Genomic DNA, 15,824 nt, shown 5'->3' on the forward strand with positions numbered 1-15,824 from the left:
TGGGGAAAGGCGAGCCTAACCTCAATAACCTTTTTGCCTCCCTTTATCATTTGAAAATACTCCTCTTTGACACGAAGCTTGTATACCTTCATAATGATCACCTATCCCGAAGGACTTAAAAAACTTATTCATGCTGGCCGGATCATTCCTTCAATATAAGTGTTATGAGCTGGTTTCCCCGCACTCCAATTATCTTCCCACCAGCGGTCCCAACAATCTTAACCCCATCAAGTCTGTACGTTCTGTTGGTTAAAGGAAGGTGAAGGATGGTTTCACCCCCATAACGCACGAGGAGGAAATCATCCCCAAAGGGGTAACCCTCATCGTAATGCTCATCAATCCGCAACACTTCGCCATTACAATCAAAAATCGACGTGTAATTTTCGTAATGAGCCAAAAGATATTCCGATGAAGTGACCAATTTGAGGGGAGTTTCAGCCTTGAAGGTGAAGTTTTCAATGTGATAGGCGCTGCTCATGTTGTAAAAGTAAAGAGCATCCTCCAGACCCTTATACCACACCAGAGCAGCAAAACAATTATCAAAAACCACCGCAGCGTTTATGGTTGTCACATTCTCCTCCTCACCGGAAAATTGCAGGCAGTATCCCTCGTTAATCCCCATGCTTCTAAAACCACCCTCATTAAAGTAAGCGAGCGCTTTGCCCTCACTTGAGATCGCATAACCGGTACCGTTTTCTTCAACATGGAGGGAGAAATGAGGATAATCCTCATAACCGCACTCCACCGGGAGAGAGCCTTCCCAGAGAAGCTTGCCCTCTTTAAAGTAGTAAAGCCTCCATGTGTAGGGTACTCCAATGATAGCATACTTCCCTTTCGCCGCTACTTTAGGCACTGTACCCTTACGGTCGCTCTTGAAAGAGTATTCCTTGGTTTCACCGTTTTCCGGGAAGTAAAAGAAAACGTTAACTTTAAGGTCTTTATAATCATGCTCCGCCATAACGATGAAATCCTCTCCCACAGCCACTGAATTCCTTAACTTCAGTGATTTAGACCACTTATCATTCAGAATAAATCCTTTGGGACGCTTTACATGAACTTTGTAGTTTAGATAAGTGACGAGATAATTCCCCACAGACCCGAGAATTTTCTCGTTTCCCACTCTGTATCCCTGAATACTCCCGTTTCCAATCAAATACGCCTTCCCCCCGGAGCGAACGATCACCCCGTTGGATATTTTAACATCATCAATGCGGGAGAATGAGTATTCAACCAGAGTGTAGCTATCATGATGCTCAAGGTAAGGAGTGGGCGTGCTAATGGGCCACAGAGCCAGCAAAATGAAGAGAATTAAGAACGGAGGAAGCAGGTATATCCTCTTCAGCATGGCGATACCTCTTACTCTCATTATCCAGCCAAATTCATAAATTTTTTCATTCCCTCCCAAAAGAGGTCGAAGGGTTGGAAGGATATTTAAAAACAGTTCTCTCTGTATCCACAAAAAGTTTAAATCCAATGAAGACCTAAATAGTTTAGGTGAGAACATTGCGTAGAGCTCAGAGTGCTCTTGAGTATCTTTTCATGCTGGCTGCAGCATTGATATTGGTCTCCATAGTGATCAAGGTAATAAACGATAGTTTGAGTGACATAAATTCCATTCTTACGGATTATATCGCCAAGCTCAGGGAACAGATGATCCAGAATCTATGAGGTGAAATCAATGAGCGGTGAACTTCTTTTAATAGCATTAGGGGTTATTATGGGAGTTCTTACCTCCTATACGGACATTAAAACGGGATTTATAGATGACAAGCATGTATTTCCAATAGCGGGACTTGGAATAATCTACTATCTTTATCAGGGTTTTATTGTAAAACATGATACGATCTTTGCAGTTGCCGGCATTGTGGGTTTGGGTTTGGGCTTTCTCCTGGGATACATTCTCTACTTCACGGGAGGCTGGGCGAGCGGTGATGTTGTGATTCTAATGGGATTCTCGGCTCTCTTCCCATATGCATCGAGCTATGCCCGAATGAAACCTTTTTACGCCACTCAATACCCCCTTCACGCTATAACGCTCCTTCTGAACAGTATAATTGCAATATTCCCCTTCATCATGATATATGCACTGGGAGTCCTGATAGCACAAAAAAAGACGGACAGGTTGAAACAGGTTTTCTATGAAAGGGCAAACCTATCAATTGAGGTAAGCCTGTGGATTATAGCTTCCTTTATAGTGCTAATACTCATCCAAAAGCATCTCAACCTAACACTCCATCCAGCAGTACGATACATAACTACCATAGCGCTCATAACCCTCCTTGGAAAGTTCAAAAAAGCTGGAGACATAATTGGATGTATCGCCCTAGTATACGGTTTTTACATTGTAGGATCCACCATAGTATACGCCTTTTTAAAGCTTCTAATCGTGCTCTACATCTTTAAAGTGTTCTTTTCAGTTGTCAAAGTTCTTAGGAGCGAAGTCCTGATAGAAGAAAAACCAATCGAGGAGATAAATGAATGGGACATAATTGGAGAGTGGATATATGAAAAGGAAGGAAAAATTCTAAGGGACAGGGAGAGCTCCTTTGAAAAACTTAGGAAGGCTGTCAAAACTGGTGATTTATCTCTCCTAAACCCTTCTTACAATGGAGCTATAGTCTCGCCGACGGCAGAAGGAATTACCGGAGAACAGCTGGAGAGGTTAAAGTCCCTCGTAGAAGAAGGAAAGATCGAGAACAGATTTCTCGTGAAAAAAGCCATGCCTTTTGCACCCGCTCTCTTTCTGGGCTTTTTGATTTCCGTGTTCTACGGAGATCTATTCTGGTGGCTCGTCCTCAAGATGGCGGGGATTTAAGATCCCTCAATTATTTCTTTAACATGACAAATTCTCTCCACTCATTCACAATCTAACAAAATTTAAGATCTCCTCAATTATTTCTTTAACCTCATGGAGACTTTTGACCTCATAATCCCCCCTTACCCCCTCATGCGGGTTTATGGCTATGCTCACATCGGCTTCCTCAAACATAACTATGTCGTTAAAACCATCACCAACGGCTATCGTGAGTTTCGGTTTGAGCTCCTCTTTGAGTTCTCTTAAAATCACCCCTTTGTTTTTGAAATCTACATGGGGCTTAACTTTACCTGTAATCACCCCCTTCTCATCAAAAATCAGCTCGTTGGCAAAAACATAGTCAACTCCGAGCTCTTTCGCGACTTTCCCAGCAAGGCACATAAGTCCGCTGCTCAGGATTGCTATTTTGAAGTCCCTATTCTTGAGAAAATCTATGAGCTCTCTAGCTCCATCCATATACTCGACGCTCTCAACCCACTCCATGATTTCATCTCTCGTATGTCCTTTCCACAGGGAAGCGTCAAGTTCTGCCCATTTAACGTAATCAATCTTCCCGGAGAAGAAGAGCTCCGCATACTCCTTACCCTTTTCCCAGGTTCCAAAACGCTTGTGAAGCTCGACCCACCCGGAGACGGATTTTACGAGTGTTCCTTCAAGATCAAAGGCTATTAACCTCATTTTATTCCCTCCACCCATGCTCACCTATGAGTGGCACAAAGGCAACCCCTCCATGCCTGATGATCCTTCTCTTTCCGCCTTTTAGTTTGATGACCTCATAGAGCTCCTGCCATAAGTGGTAACTTCCCACGGGAATTAAAAGCTTTCCTCCAACTTTAAGCTGCTCCACCAGCGGTTCCGGAACTTTTGGTGCTCCCGCGGTAACGATAATAACATCATAGGGAGCTTTTGGAGGAAAGCCCTTCGTGCCATCACCCAGAATAACGTGAACTCTATCATAACCAGCCTTTCTAAGGTTCCTCCTCGCAAATTCGGCAAGCTCGGGAATCCTCTCAATCGTGTAGACATCCGTTTTCACCAGCTCATACATGAGAGCGGCGTTCCAGCCACTGCCCGTGCCAATTTCAAGGACGTTAATCCCCTCTTCGAGCCCGGCAAGCTCAAGCATTATGGCTACCATATGCGGGGCGCTTATAGTTTGACCGGCAGGAATTGGCAAAGGCTCATCCACATGAGCATAGTCCCTGTATCTCTCCGGGACAAACTTATAACGTGGAACTTTGAGAAAAGCATCCCTAACACGTTCGCTCTTAATTATACGTTCGAGTTCAAGCCTTTTCACAAGCCTCTCCCACTTATCGTAGAGCTCATCCTCCATGTTCCCACAGAGAAAAATAGGGCGAGATGGTATTTACCTTTTACCGTTTATGCCCCCTGTAAATTTCGAGCTTTCTCCTTGCTTTTCCTCTTATAGCATGTCCCATCAGCCTTTTAATCTCATCAGCCTTTGCAATCCCTCTTTTAATAGTGCCGTTCTCCGTCCTTATCCTTTCTATTTTGAATGTATAACCCCCGACTTCTATGACCTCTCCCGTGGCAAACTCCTCTTCTCTATCAGCTTTGACTTTGAATGACTGTGTAACACCATCTTTCAGATATATGGAGACCCCAAAAACGGCAGGGAAGCTTATGTTTTCCCCCCATAATGTTTTTATATCACCTATTACAGCTTTCTCAACTCTCCTCATACCTTCGAGCTCGATCCCTGTGATTCTAATATCCCCCTCTTCAATTTCCACTATATCTCCCACTCGGATTTCCTCTCCCTCCGGAAGCTCTGCAACGGTTTTGTAGCTCTTCTCATGTTCGCTCACAATTAGGGGGACCTTCACAGTTTTTGGAAGCGTAATTTGCCATACATTGCCACAGTCGAGACATCTAAGCGTAATCTGGCGCCCTCTCTCCTTTATAACCTCCACGTTGTTACTCCCACATTCAGGACACTCCATTTTTCTCACCCTTCATGAGTTCTCAACTGGGTTTAAAAGGTATTCCGCTCACTCCTTGAGCCTGACCAGATAGCTCCTTCCCTCTTTGATGCGCTCTATAAAACCTTTTTCCTCCATCTCCCGGAGGAGGATGCTTACCTTAGCTTTCGAAACATTTAAACGCTTAACAAGCTCACTCTGAAGCATGGGGCCATTTTTAAGGAGTTCGATAACCCTCTCCTCATCACTCTTCAGAATTTCGGGCTTTCCTTTCTTCCTCTCCCTGTACAGCATCCCCGCATAGAAACCCCCTATGAATGCCAAAAACACTAGGACAAAGAGGATCCGGAGATCAAAGCCCTTTTTAATAGGGTTTGAAAACCCAACTATAAAGTAGAACTCCTCATTGCCCCTCAGGTTCTCCCGACTCCATTCAAGGATCAAGGAGTTCTCCCTACTTTCGAGCTTGTTTGGCGAGGGTATTATCGGGGTCAGCACGGCATATCCTCTGGGAACATAAAGGCGAACATAAAAATATCCGACAGGCTGGGAAAATTTTATGTAATAGGCAAACTGCTTCTTTCCATCCGTGTCTTGGAGCACGCCACTCGTGTAAAAGGTTATCCTGATTTTAGCCATATCCCCCTTCCCAAGCTCGGGAAAATTCACGTACACGGCATTTATATTCCCCGTAATCACATTTGTACTCACATTTGCAATTATCGTCTTTCCATTAATCGACACAATGGCATCGGGATTTTCAACGGGATAATCGGAATAGAATACATACTGGCTCAGGCTGGTGTTTGCTGTTAGCTCCACCTCAATGGTTTCCTTTACCATGTTCTCATCCAGAACCTCAAAATGGAGGGAGTATGAATTTATCCGGTAGTCATACGGTGTTTGAGCAGTAACTAGGGGCATAAAAAATAGGAGGAGCAGGATTAGAATTAAAGCTGGCTTCCCTCTTCGGGATTTTTGATTTTTAAGAGAGGACATACATCCATACACTCCCCGCAGTGGGTGCAAAGTGAATAATTCACCACTATCTTTCTATTCTTGGGGTTTATGCTTAAAGCATTTTCTGGACATTTGCCCACGCAGACCCCGCAACCCACGCACTCATAGGCTCTTTTTAAGAGGTAGTAAGCCTGAAGTGCATCCTCTCTCCTCGGGGCGGTTGCTCCATCTTCCGAAAAGACCACGGTGCCTGCCTTTATATAACCTTCACCTTCCTCGACCTCTCCGAGTATAGGAGCAACTTCCTTGATCCTCCTCAGGTTAACCCGGGTATTGAAGCTTATCTTATCTCCCTCAATTCTATATTGCAATGGCTCCCAAACCCTCTTTTCGGGGATTTCAACTTCTAATTCTAAATCCCTTGCCAGCTCTCTCTGCCCCCGTGGAATTCTCTTCCATCTCCAGAAACCGTGAGTAATCCATTCCTCGGGAAGCCTGAAGCGCTTTCTCCATCTCTCAAGCTCTCTTTCCCATCTAGACCATAACTCGGGTTTCTCCTCCTTTAGGATTTGAAGCTCCGCAAGGGATGAGCTGGGGCACATGAAGCATCCTATCCTATCCAAACGGTGCTCATAGAGTGGGTTGTATTTGAGATTGCGGGAGAAGATATATAACCACACCTCCAATGCATTCCAGTGGAATATTGGGGATGCACCAACCTCGTTTGGCACCCATGGATTCCTCCACACCCTCGGCTGCCTCGCCCTTTGAATGCTTTCATACTTTCTCTGCCCCACGAACATTAAAACCCCATCCGGATAATGCTCCTTTATGCTCAATGTTATTGGGCCGAGCTTCGTAACCTTGCAGCACCATCTATAATCCCTCCCCGGAGGGGAGAACACGTTTACCGCCCTCCAGAAGGCATCTCCCGCATCGGCCTTGATGAACTCAATTCCCCGGGCTTCAAGCTCCTCCCTTATCTCCTCCACGTATTCGAGGGTTTCCGGAAATTCTATTCCCGTGTTGTTGAAGAAGATGCTGAACTTCTCAAGCTCCTCCATGACGAGTCCAAGAACTGCCAGGCTATCCTTACCTCCCGAGAAAGCCACGGCGGGGGGTTTGTTCGTGTTCTCAACGGTCTTCCTTATGAAGCGCCTCGCCTCTTTAACCCTGGCTTCAAGCGCACTTCTATTTGCCCTCAAAACGTCATCAATAGTTGCTTTTTTCCCCTCATGGTAGCTAACATGCTTCTGATGCCTAGTTTTTATCCCCGTCCTCCTCTCTTTGGGGTTTGTCAAATCTTTGTAATCCTTCTTTGCTATACCCGTCGCGATAACCTCGCCATCTTCGGCAACAACTATAACATCATCCCCGATTTTAATGCTCTCATCAGCCTCTATGACCCCAACGGGGAGAACATTTGCACCCTTCTTAATAGGCTCTTTTGCACCCTGATCAACAATCACCCACTTCTTCATTTCCCTTCCAAAGTGCTTCCAGAGTGCCATGGCACCTTCCACTTTAAGCCCTGGTTTCCATTTAAGCTCTCTCGGTTCAAAACGGAGCCATCCAAAGATGTAACCATCCAGAACAATCTCGTAAACATCATCCTCTCCCGGAGTCTTATTCATCAAAACAACTCTATCGTCTATTATCTCACTTAAATCAATACCATAGTGCTCTCCAAACTCGCGCTTGATAAATTCTACATCTTCCTTGAATGCAAATCTCACATCAGCTGGTGGCGTTAAATTCAACCTGAAAACCGTTTCTTTCCCGTGAATATCACATTTCTCGCTTATGAGAGGAACATTACACTCTTCACACCAGTAGATATGAGCTCTACCCAGGAATACAGGACCCTTTTTCATCTCATTCACCTGAAGGGAAGAAGGAGGAAGGGTTTATAACGGTTGGGTTTTCCTAATTTTCACTTCCCCTTTCTTTCTTCCAGTTTAGCGGCAACAAAAGCCAGACCAAGTATAAAGATTACTCCTGCCAAAAATCCTCCCCCTCCAAAAATGAGCTTCTTTTTCAAAGGAATAACTTCTATGGTGTTGTTCTGAACTACAATTTTTGGAACTGTTACCGTTTTTTCTATGGTCTCTGTAACGGTGGATGTGTTTTGAACCACCGTACTCCCATTTTTCTCAATAATCGTCGGGGAAATAGCAGTAACATTCAGTATCGTGGAGTTTTGGAAGAGCTCATCACCTTCCTTCACGACTGCGCTGACTTCATAAGTTCCCTCCTTGCTCGGTACAAGTGTTAGAGGATAAATAATCTCACTGCCCGGTTCGAGTTTGCCCCGCAGGTAGAGCCATTTACCATAGAGGGTGAAGTTCTCTGCTATAACTCCCATGCTTTTGGGGACTGCCAGGGTGAGTTCATAGGGTCCGTAGGTGTTTCCTTTATTCACAATGGTGATGTTCAGGGGCAGTGCCTGTCCTATTTTCCCTCCTGTGCCGTTTATTTCCACTTTATATTCAGGCTTAGCCCTATTGACATATATGCTCCTCACCTCGGAGGAGAAGGATATCTCTCCAAAACCATAACATGAAAGCTGATATGGCGCATGGGCTATGACTTCTATGTTCCCTATGGTTAGATTGCCCGCATTTTCAGGTATTAGTGTAATCAGGAATTCAAATTTTTGACCGCTCTTCAGGAGAGATATGTATTTTGGATAGTCCCCCGCAATTTTGAAATCCCCTGATATCTTCGGATTTATCTCTATGTATCTCAGATCAACGCTCCCTTTATTCTCAAGCACAATCCTTGCTTTGAATGCCCCATACTGCAGTGCTCCTTCAGGTGTTTTAAAGGAGACATTGAGAAATGCCGTGTCCTCTATCTTTGGGATTTTATCCTTTTCAAGAAATATTATTGCCTTAATGCTCTTCTCATTATTTTTCTCCTGGATTCCAAGTGCCCCCAGGTGAAGACCCCCGTAGGAAATCATATGAGCTACGCTAATCAAGCCGCTTTTAAGTGGCATCCCGCAGGGGTTTTTAATAGTTACATAAGCACTATCCGAGAAAATCTTGTCAATGCTCACCAAATAGGGACCAATTTTTGTTGTTTTTCCTTCTACCATATCCCCGTAAAACGCTGGAGAAATTTTGGCATTTATATATGCTCCCTTCAGCCTGACTTTGAGCTTTAAATAATTGGAACCCAGCAGGTCATCAACGGAAATTTTCAGATCATCTGTTTCTAAAGTTTCTCCAACCTTAACCCAGTAGTCTTCCCCATTTATTTCAATCTTTACAAGCTCATTGAGGTTATTCTCCTCACTTGACACACTGTAATCCTTGAAGGTTATGTTCCACGCATAAATGCTCTTTGGAACACCTTTGTAGAGGTATCCATCAAGGAGGAGGGGCATTGGGGTTAGACTTATAGAGAGACTTTCAAAGTTTATATTTCCCCCCTTATAGGTGAAACTCTTGCTCACGTTTTTATAACTTATCAAAACATTTGCTTGGCTTTCGGAGACGGAATTAAGGGTGATCCTATAGCCACCGAATGCCAGAGACTCTCCCTCCATGAGATATGGAAAGCTCAAGCTCAAATTAGCATACCCTCGCTCATCCAAGAGCACATTGTCCATATATAGAGTGTAACCATCGAGCTTTTCAGAGCTTTTCAGAGCCACAATGCTCATTTTATCATTGAAAGATACCAATAGAGAGCCATCTCTTGGCGATATGTCCTTTAGGAGAATATTATCCTCTCCTACCGAAATATCAGAGGGCACAGGGACCCATCCTTTAATTACCGATGCCGCGCTTACATTGGGAATTGCTACGAGCAGAAGAAACAAGACAACAATAACTCTTTTCACATTCCCACCCCCATCAAAGGCCATATCAATCCTGCAAATGTCATCATCTTTCCCATTATGAATTCTCCAAGGTACATGGAGATTGCGGATATCCATACCAAGACAACAAACTGGTAGAGAGTGATACCCAAATGACCTCCATCCGCAAGCTTTACGGATAGTGAAGATAATAAAGAGTGTAGAATCAAGATGGCGACCAAGATGTAGCTCGTAAGCTGAAGGCCAGAGGAAGACGGCACAAAGATTATGCTCTGGAGGAAATCACCCGTAATTGGCAGATTTGAAAAGAGATGAGTCATGTATGCAGCCACTTGGAAAGCCGATGAAACGGAGAATGCAAATGCACCTGTTATTCCGTATATGACACCCTTAAAGCTTGATACATTCTGCTGTCTTTTCCTCCTTAATCTAACCAGCCTTTCAAAATTCCTGGATATGACCATTCCAATATATTCTGGCTCTGCCCCCAATCTTATGCTCTTTTTGAATATTTCGGAGAAAATGCTTATGAGCCAGCTGCCTGTGTCAGAGACAAAAAATTCCCACGCCTTTGAATCATCAATACGCATCGAAACCCTGCGGTTTAAGTTTCTAATATCCTGCGTGAGAGTTCCGAAATCATGGGAACTCAGGTATTTCAGTACAAGATGCATCGAAGCTCCACTTGCAGCCAGTGAAGAGCTCAAGCTCCTTATGAAAGCAGGGAAATTCTCATCCTTTATCATTATGCTCTCTTCTTCCTTCTGCAATACCCATCCGACGTATGCAAGAGGAGTTAGAATCAGTGCAATCCGAATTAGAAGAGGGAGATCGAACCTGGGTGTTATTACGAGCATGCAAACAATGAAGAGCAGGATGCTTCCGGTTATGGATATTAGTATGCTTCTTATGAACTTCTCTTTTCTCTGTGGTATCATAGCATTTTCTGCCCATATCCTGTCCTCAGGCATCCTGTGCTTTATTATGACCAAAACGCCAATTTCCGTTGCCAAAACAAGAACAAAAGTGAAAATGCTCAGACTAACTATATCCTGACCCGTTATGATAGGGCCAATTATAATGAAGGTCACCATAAAAACCACCGAGATAATTAGGGATGAGTAAACTTCCTTAAAAATATCCAGATCATAGAGTGCTCCTTCATAAAAGGTTTCATAATCATCCATGACTGTTTTCTGCTCTTGCAGGAGGTAATCCGTTAGTTCAACGCCGCTATCTAGAGAGTAGGCAAGTCTCTCAAGGAAATCCGAAAAAACTTTGCTAGGGCTTCTCTTAGCGAGAAATCTCAAGGCTTCAGGCATTCCCCTATGGAGCTTGGCTATCAAATAGTAAGCCTTTTCCATCTCCTTTGAAATGGGCTCCAACACTTTTTCCCGGGAGATATTAAGCAGCAGCTCACTTCTGCTAACATCGCTCGTTGAAAGGACAGCAAAATATGTAGCAAAGAATGGTATTTTCGAGTTTATTTTGACCTTCTTGCTGCTTGCAGTGGCATAGGGGTAAAATACGCCATAGATCAAGGGGAGAACCGGAATAGCATAGAGCGCAATTGTGATCGTGCGGGAGAGTGATACAAAGCGGGAAAGGATAGATATGAGCACAAAGAGGAGTATAGACGCCCCTAAGCTTGGCAGTAACACTTTTCTCAAGTACGTCCTTATCGTTAGATCCGTCTGCACAAATATTCCCGCTTTGTTTTTTGCCATTTCAATCACAACCTGAAGCTCAATCCCTCTATGCCCCTCTCATAAAATCCCTTTATCTCTTTATGAACGGAGTAATAATCCGTTATGCCGAGCTCAATCATCCTCTTGATTATTCTGGCTCTAAGAAAGAGCTCATTGTAAATTTCTTTGGGATCCTCATAACCCGCCACCTCTGCAATCTTCCTCTCCAGAATGTAGGAGTTGTTCATACCCCTGAATATATGCCTATCACTCACAGGATCCCACTCAAAAACGTTCCTCGTGGCAACTCCCCCAAGCTCTTCATAGTATCCCTCAATTTCCACAACACTCAAAACCCTCCTAAGGAATTTGCCCTTCACATAAACCGCCTGCTGGAAGAGGGCTATGTTGAGATTGTCTATGAACGTCACGGGGATGTTGATAGGCGAACCCGTGAAACGCTGTATCATCTTTTTAATGTCGCCCGCGTGGAATGTGCTCATGACAGGGTGCCCCGTCTGCATAGCCTGGAATGCAATAGCACCCTCTGCACCCCTAATCTCACCCACGATAATATAATTCGGTCTAGAACGGAGGGCGGCTTTAAGAAGGTCAAAAAGTGTTACCCTGCTCTCCTCGGGACCCCTTTCTCTAGTAGTTAGGCGCTGCCAGGTGGGATGGGGTACTATAACTTCAGGAGTATCCTCGGCGGTGTATATTTTTGCATCCGGCTTTATGAAGGGAATTATTGAGTTCAAGGTCGTTGTCTTTCCGCTCGCCGTCTCACCGCAAACGAAAACACTCATACCGTATTCAAGAGCAATCCATAGATATGCCGCGACTTCCGCGGAGAATGTATTCCAGTTGACGAGTTGGACCACGCTTAATGGAGTTGCAGAGAACTTTCTTATCGTGGCTGAAGGGCCCTTTATGCTCACGTCCGGGCTGTATATTATGTTAATTCTCGAACCATCGGGAAGTGTTCCATCGACCACTGGATTTTTATCGCTTACAGGTCTTCCCATGCGCTCGCTCAAATTTTTGAAATAGTCTGCCAGCTTTATATTATCCCCAAAGGTTATATTGGTTGGGAGTGCCTCAAAAATTTTGTGAATCAGAGAAACATAGTTTGCACCTATAATGTGAATATCCTCAATATAAGGGTCTTTCATGAGAACATCCAGAGGCCCAATTCCTATTATATCTCTCTTCAGCAGATATTTAAACTTCTCAAACTCCGTCTTTGATAGTTCAAACTTGTTTCTGTTAAATAGCCCTCCCTTCCTCAATTTGGAAACCGCCTCACTGAAAAGTTCATCTAAAAAAAGCTCGAATTCCTCCTTTTCTTCGGGAATTCTTCTAGTTGGAGCCAGCTCCAGGAGCTTATCCTTAATCATCTCATACTTTGCTTCTTCCTCCGCATTTTCAATCCTCGGTTCTATAACGATATATTTACGATTCGTCTTTGGATCCCCGTATATATGAATGAAAATGGGATCTCCTACCGTGTAGAGTATGTTTGGATACTTTATCTCCTTCATGCTCCGGCTGAGCTGGACGTGAAACTCCGGAAGCTTGGCATACTTCTTAACGAATTCATTAACATATTTCCTGAGATGGGGATTCCTCGCCATGGCAACTTCCAGAGTTTCACTAATCCTCTCAGCCATATCACACCACCGCTGCAATCTCCACTATGAATCCAACCCGGGGTTCCACTCTAAAGGGTATTATTTTTTGAAATATCCCCATAGCATTGTTATATTTCACTATGGTGGCAGAATTCTTCAAATCACCCCCAAACACCTTAACCTGAAGCCGTATCAAAATGCTGGAGACCTCTTCGAGGGTGGAAAGAACCTTTTCATCCATCTCATTAGGGTTTACGGTCATTATTATGACCTTATTTAGTGAGCTCAGCTTTTTTAGGTGCTCCGTTAAACGACGCAGTTCTTCTTCCTTTAATTCTCGAGGAAATATCGAGGATATGCTGTCAATTATAACGACCTGTTTTTCCCAGAGCCGTGGCTCTCCAAGAAAGCGGGGAAGAAACTTCTCCTTTTTGGATACGCTTGTCATCAGAGGATAGAGAGATATAAAGAGCAGCTTCCTCTTGATGAGCTCGTGAATTATGCCGTATCCAAGTGAATCCATCTGATTGATAAACTCGGGTGTCGTATACTGGCTCGAAACATATGCCACGGAATAATCATTTTTTAAAAAACCGTAAAGGAGCCTCTGAGAAAAGATGGACTTGCCCGTACCCCTATCGCCCTCTATTACAACTATGCTCCCCCCGGGGATTCCCCCTCCAAGCCGCCTATGAAGCTCATCGTTTGGTATCTGAATCTTGAGTAGGGCTCCCATCTTCATCACCTCGCACTTTACACTTTGAATACCAGAGATCTCTTCTCACCGTTTTCCACAACGATTGTTATCTTATGATAACCGGATGATAGGGACGTATTCACATGAATCGAACCTATATCATAAGGATAAAGCATGCTCGATGATGAATCATTTAAATTTGTGAAGGTCAGATTCGACGGAGGGATTAGATTTCCATCAATGAAGACTACGACCGTATTTTCATCAAACATGAAGGAAACCTTTCCCGTGTTTTTTACATAAAACACGTAAGCACCGCTCTCAGTGGGTATATTCTCTGCATCATTTATGATTGCAAAGTCCAGCTTCAAGCTATAAGCCAGATGCTCCCCCTTAACATTTATGCCATCTGAAATGTCTTGGGTGACAGCGTAGAGTCCCCCAGCTATGACTCCTGCAATTAGCAGTGAAGCTATGAATAGCACGAGCTCCGAAATCACGCCACTTGCCATCCTCAGCCCTCCAAGGGACAATACCATGCATCACTAATTATCACCGCTTCTCCCTGAGTCTGATTTGGATCAAGCCATTCCCATTGCCATTTTATCTTTAGAGAGCATCCATTATCCACAACAGTGACTAATGAGTGAATATCTGTTGTTTTAGGCACGTTCTGCACGGTTATGGTTATCCATTCCCCGGGGAGCACATATTCTTTATTCTGGACAGCAACATCTACGGAATTAAGATTACCATCATATATGAAGTTCCAGAGATCCGGGGATAGCGTGCCACCCTCATTCGTCAAATTGAAGGTTATATCATAAACTGAAACATTCGAATTGGTTTCATATGTATAATCATTCAGGCTTAAGCGGGAGTTCTTCAGGTTAACCATAGCCTCATCATGGTAGTTGCTCGCATCTAGGACGGAAATATAAGTATTCTCAAAGGAAGTATATAACATCCCAAAGGCAACCAGAGCCGATGTGAATAAAATCGCGAAGGTCGCTGAAACACTGAACCCCATGGTTATCCCCTAAACACCGTAAACTTGCTCCAACACCCTGTTCATCATCTTAATTTCCCTTTCTATTGAATCCAAAACCTCCCTTGTCACCCTCCCCCCTCTAAGGCGCTCTATGAAGAGCAGAGATATCAAATGATCCTGAATTGTCAGCTTATCCTCAGGCCTCCAATTGGGCTCCCTATAGTGAGGTTTGGTCCCATTCGCATAGGTCAGCAGAGTGTTTAGCACATTCTCCGAAATCCATCCAATCCTGTAGTAAAACTCTAAGACGTTCTCAAGATTTTGTATGCCTGCCTTATCAATAAGGAAGCCCAACCATTTCAAAGCTATCATAGTTGAGACCATATCATCAGGAAGCCTTTCGAGTCTAGCCTTACCAACCTGCTGAACGGTTAAAACCTCCCTAATATCCTGGGGAATTTTAAATTCCTCTCCCATTTCCTTCTCCTCCTCTTTAAATTCTACCTCCTTTTCAAGTGTAGAAGGCTCAACATACTCCTGATTGGTGATTTCATTATCGGAATAACCGGGAATCGCCGTTGAAGCTGTATTCACCGAAGATGCACCCACCAAATGCTCTCTTACCTCCTTGAGATACTTTCCAATTTCCTCGACCCTCCTATCCAGTTTCGTAAGTCTCTCGACCTGGCTGGAATAGTTTTCTAGCACCTTATCGATAATTAAATCCACCTGTTCGGGTGTGAGTATGTCCATCTTGGACACTAGCTTATCCTGAAGCTCCTTTATTATAATCGTGGGCACTTTTCCCTGCAGCCTCTGGAGTTTTTTCTCGATTTCTTGCTCGAGCATCATTTTTCTCCCTCCGCAAGGACTTCGTAAATTACTTTATCCAAATCAATACCATGATAAGCCAGCAACCTTAAATCCGCCTTTATTTGGGCTATTTCTTTCCTCAATTCGTCGAGCTCCTGCTTCAGATCCTGGATCTCTCCAACTATTGGGTTCTCACTTTCTAGATCTTTGAAAGGATTTATCTCCTGTGATACCACCTCATATAGCATCATGACGTCCCTAATTGTCTTGTTCAGACTCTCCACCTCATCCCTGATCTCCTGGATTTGGGCTTTAAGGGTATCAATGCTTACCTTTATCCTTGGAATATCGTTCTCGATCTCATTCATCCTCACCATCATTTGAGTTAAGGCTTCTTCCTCCTCTTTTTTCCTTTCTTCATTTTCTACTTCTGGTTGGACAATTTCGGGAGTTT

General features: G+C 43.9%; 16 protein-coding genes. 2 read left to right on the forward strand and 14 right to left on the reverse strand.

The annotated features are described in order from the left end of the window. Nucleotides 1–142: 142 nt before the first annotated feature. Nucleotides 143–1,345, reverse strand: coding sequence for a hypothetical protein (locus ACXJGZ_RS07005; protein ID WP_456398787.1), 1,203 nt, complete (start codon nucleotides 1,343–1,345; stop codon nucleotides 143–145). Nucleotides 1,346–1,494: 149 nt separating this feature from the next. Between ACXJGZ_RS07005 and ACXJGZ_RS07010 the strand changes: the two genes are divergently transcribed. Together ACXJGZ_RS07010 and ACXJGZ_RS07015 are read left to right on the forward strand one after the other, a co-directional pair. Continuing rightward, a complete protein-coding gene (locus tag ACXJGZ_RS07010) occupies nucleotides 1,495–1,668 on the forward strand; it encodes a class III signal peptide-containing protein (RefSeq protein WP_293257368.1) in 174 nt (57 codons plus the stop codon). Between the two features lie 10 nt (nucleotides 1,669–1,678). Next, nucleotides 1,679–2,815: an A24 family peptidase C-terminal domain-containing protein gene (locus ACXJGZ_RS07015; RefSeq protein ID WP_456398789.1), complete on the forward strand. Its 1,137-nt coding sequence runs from the start codon at nucleotides 1,679–1,681 to the stop codon at nucleotides 2,813–2,815. A gap of 45 nt (nucleotides 2,816–2,860) precedes the next feature. Here ACXJGZ_RS07015 and ACXJGZ_RS07020 read toward each other — a convergent pair whose 3' ends face one another. From ACXJGZ_RS07020 to ACXJGZ_RS07080, 13 genes are all read right to left on the reverse strand, one after another. Beyond that, complete coding sequence (locus ACXJGZ_RS07020) at nucleotides 2,861–3,493, reverse strand: HAD-IB family phosphatase (RefSeq protein ID WP_456326069.1); 633 nt, start codon at nucleotides 3,491–3,493, stop codon at nucleotides 2,861–2,863. A 1-nt stretch (nucleotide 3,494) separates the two neighbouring features. After that, nucleotides 3,495–4,151: a protein-L-isoaspartate(D-aspartate) O-methyltransferase gene (locus ACXJGZ_RS07025; RefSeq protein WP_456321309.1), complete on the reverse strand. Its 657-nt coding sequence runs from the start codon at nucleotides 4,149–4,151 to the stop codon at nucleotides 3,495–3,497. 40 nt (nucleotides 4,152–4,191) lie between these two features. Beyond that, nucleotides 4,192–4,782, reverse strand: coding sequence for an HVO_0476 family zinc finger protein (locus tag ACXJGZ_RS07030; protein ID WP_456398792.1), 591 nt, complete (start codon nucleotides 4,780–4,782; stop codon nucleotides 4,192–4,194). A gap of 48 nt (nucleotides 4,783–4,830) precedes the next feature. Further along, complete coding sequence (locus ACXJGZ_RS07035; protein WP_456321310.1) at nucleotides 4,831–5,685, reverse strand: helix-turn-helix transcriptional regulator; 855 nt, start codon at nucleotides 5,683–5,685, stop codon at nucleotides 4,831–4,833. A 26-nt stretch (nucleotides 5,686–5,711) separates the two neighbouring features. Next, complete coding sequence (locus ACXJGZ_RS07040; RefSeq protein ID WP_456398794.1) at nucleotides 5,712–7,595, reverse strand: phosphoadenosine phosphosulfate reductase domain-containing protein; 1,884 nt, start codon at nucleotides 7,593–7,595, stop codon at nucleotides 5,712–5,714. Nucleotides 7,596–7,654: 59 nt separating this feature from the next. Continuing rightward, nucleotides 7,655–9,571, reverse strand: coding sequence for a COG1361 family protein (locus ACXJGZ_RS07045; RefSeq protein ID WP_456398796.1), 1,917 nt, complete (start codon nucleotides 9,569–9,571; stop codon nucleotides 7,655–7,657). Beyond that, nucleotides 9,568–11,277 (reverse strand): archaellar assembly protein ArlJ/FlaJ, encoded by a 1,710-nt coding sequence (arlJ, locus tag ACXJGZ_RS07050; RefSeq protein ID WP_456398798.1) that lies wholly within the window; start codon nucleotides 11,275–11,277, stop codon nucleotides 9,568–9,570. Before arlJ ends, ACXJGZ_RS07045 begins: the two co-directional genes overlap by 4 nt. A 5-nt stretch (nucleotides 11,278–11,282) precedes the next feature. Further along, complete coding sequence (gene flaI / locus ACXJGZ_RS07055; RefSeq protein WP_293257345.1) at nucleotides 11,283–12,908, reverse strand: archaellum flagellar ATPase motor FlaI; 1,626 nt, start codon at nucleotides 12,906–12,908, stop codon at nucleotides 11,283–11,285. Between the two features lies 1 nt (nucleotide 12,909). Further along, complete coding sequence (gene arlH, locus ACXJGZ_RS07060) at nucleotides 12,910–13,605, reverse strand: archaellum protein ArlH (protein ID WP_293257395.1); 696 nt, start codon at nucleotides 13,603–13,605, stop codon at nucleotides 12,910–12,912. A 17-nt stretch (nucleotides 13,606–13,622) separates the two neighbouring features. Next, entirely contained in the window at nucleotides 13,623–14,105 is a 483-nt protein-coding gene (gene arlG / locus ACXJGZ_RS07065) for an archaellum stator protein ArlG (RefSeq protein WP_456398800.1), read from the reverse strand. After that, a complete protein-coding gene (locus tag ACXJGZ_RS07070; protein WP_456321315.1) occupies nucleotides 14,081–14,596 on the reverse strand; it encodes an archaellin family protein in 516 nt (171 codons plus the stop codon). The genes arlG and ACXJGZ_RS07070 overlap by 25 nt, the downstream gene beginning before the upstream one ends. A 9-nt stretch (nucleotides 14,597–14,605) precedes the next feature. After that, the gene (locus ACXJGZ_RS07075; protein ID WP_456321316.1) at nucleotides 14,606–15,409 is read right to left on the reverse strand and encodes a FlaD/FlaE family flagellar protein; all 804 of its coding nucleotides are present in this window, start codon (nucleotides 15,407–15,409) and stop codon (nucleotides 14,606–14,608) included. Continuing rightward, on the reverse strand, nucleotides 15,406–15,824 hold a 419-nt coding region (locus tag ACXJGZ_RS07080; protein WP_456398803.1), incomplete at its 5' end, for a flagella accessory protein C. The genes ACXJGZ_RS07075 and ACXJGZ_RS07080, both read right to left, overlap by 4 nt.

It is taken from the genome of Palaeococcus sp. (in: euryarchaeotes), from assembly GCF_053987695.1.

Bases quoted from the DNA above. Each gene is read 5' to 3' on its own strand.
- ACXJGZ_RS07005 (WP_456398787.1), bottom strand. From the start codon at position 1,345: ATGCTGAAGAGGATATACCTGCTTCCTCCGTTCTTAATTCTCTTCATT.
- ACXJGZ_RS07015 (WP_456398789.1), top strand. From the start codon at position 1,679: ATGAGCGGTGAACTTCTTTTAATAGCATTAGGGGTTATTATGGGAGTT.
- ACXJGZ_RS07020 (WP_456326069.1), bottom strand. From the start codon at position 3,493: ATGAGGTTAATAGCCTTTGATCTTGAAGGAACACTCGTAAAATCCGTC.
- ACXJGZ_RS07025 (WP_456321309.1), bottom strand. From the start codon at position 4,151: ATGGAGGATGAGCTCTACGATAAGTGGGAGAGGCTTGTGAAAAGGCTT.
- ACXJGZ_RS07030 (WP_456398792.1), bottom strand. From the start codon at position 4,782: ATGGAGTGTCCTGAATGTGGGAGTAACAACGTGGAGGTTATAAAGGAG.
- ACXJGZ_RS07035 (WP_456321310.1), bottom strand. From the start codon at position 5,685: ATGCCCCTAGTTACTGCTCAAACACCGTATGACTACCGGATAAATTCA.
- ACXJGZ_RS07040 (WP_456398794.1), bottom strand. From the start codon at position 7,595: ATGAAAAAGGGTCCTGTATTCCTGGGTAGAGCTCATATCTACTGGTGT.
- arlJ (WP_456398798.1), bottom strand. From the start codon at position 11,277: ATGGCAAAAAACAAAGCGGGAATATTTGTGCAGACGGATCTAACGATA.
- flaI (WP_293257345.1), bottom strand. From the start codon at position 12,908: ATGGCTGAGAGGATTAGTGAAACTCTGGAAGTTGCCATGGCGAGGAAT.
- arlH (WP_293257395.1), bottom strand. From the start codon at position 13,605: ATGGGAGCCCTACTCAAGATTCAGATACCAAACGATGAGCTTCATAGG.
- arlG (WP_456398800.1), bottom strand. From the start codon at position 14,105: ATGGTATTGTCCCTTGGAGGGCTGAGGATGGCAAGTGGCGTGATTTCG.
- ACXJGZ_RS07070 (WP_456321315.1), bottom strand. From the start codon at position 14,596: ATGGGGTTCAGTGTTTCAGCGACCTTCGCGATTTTATTCACATCGGCT.
- ACXJGZ_RS07075 (WP_456321316.1), bottom strand. From the start codon at position 15,409: ATGATGCTCGAGCAAGAAATCGAGAAAAAACTCCAGAGGCTGCAGGGA.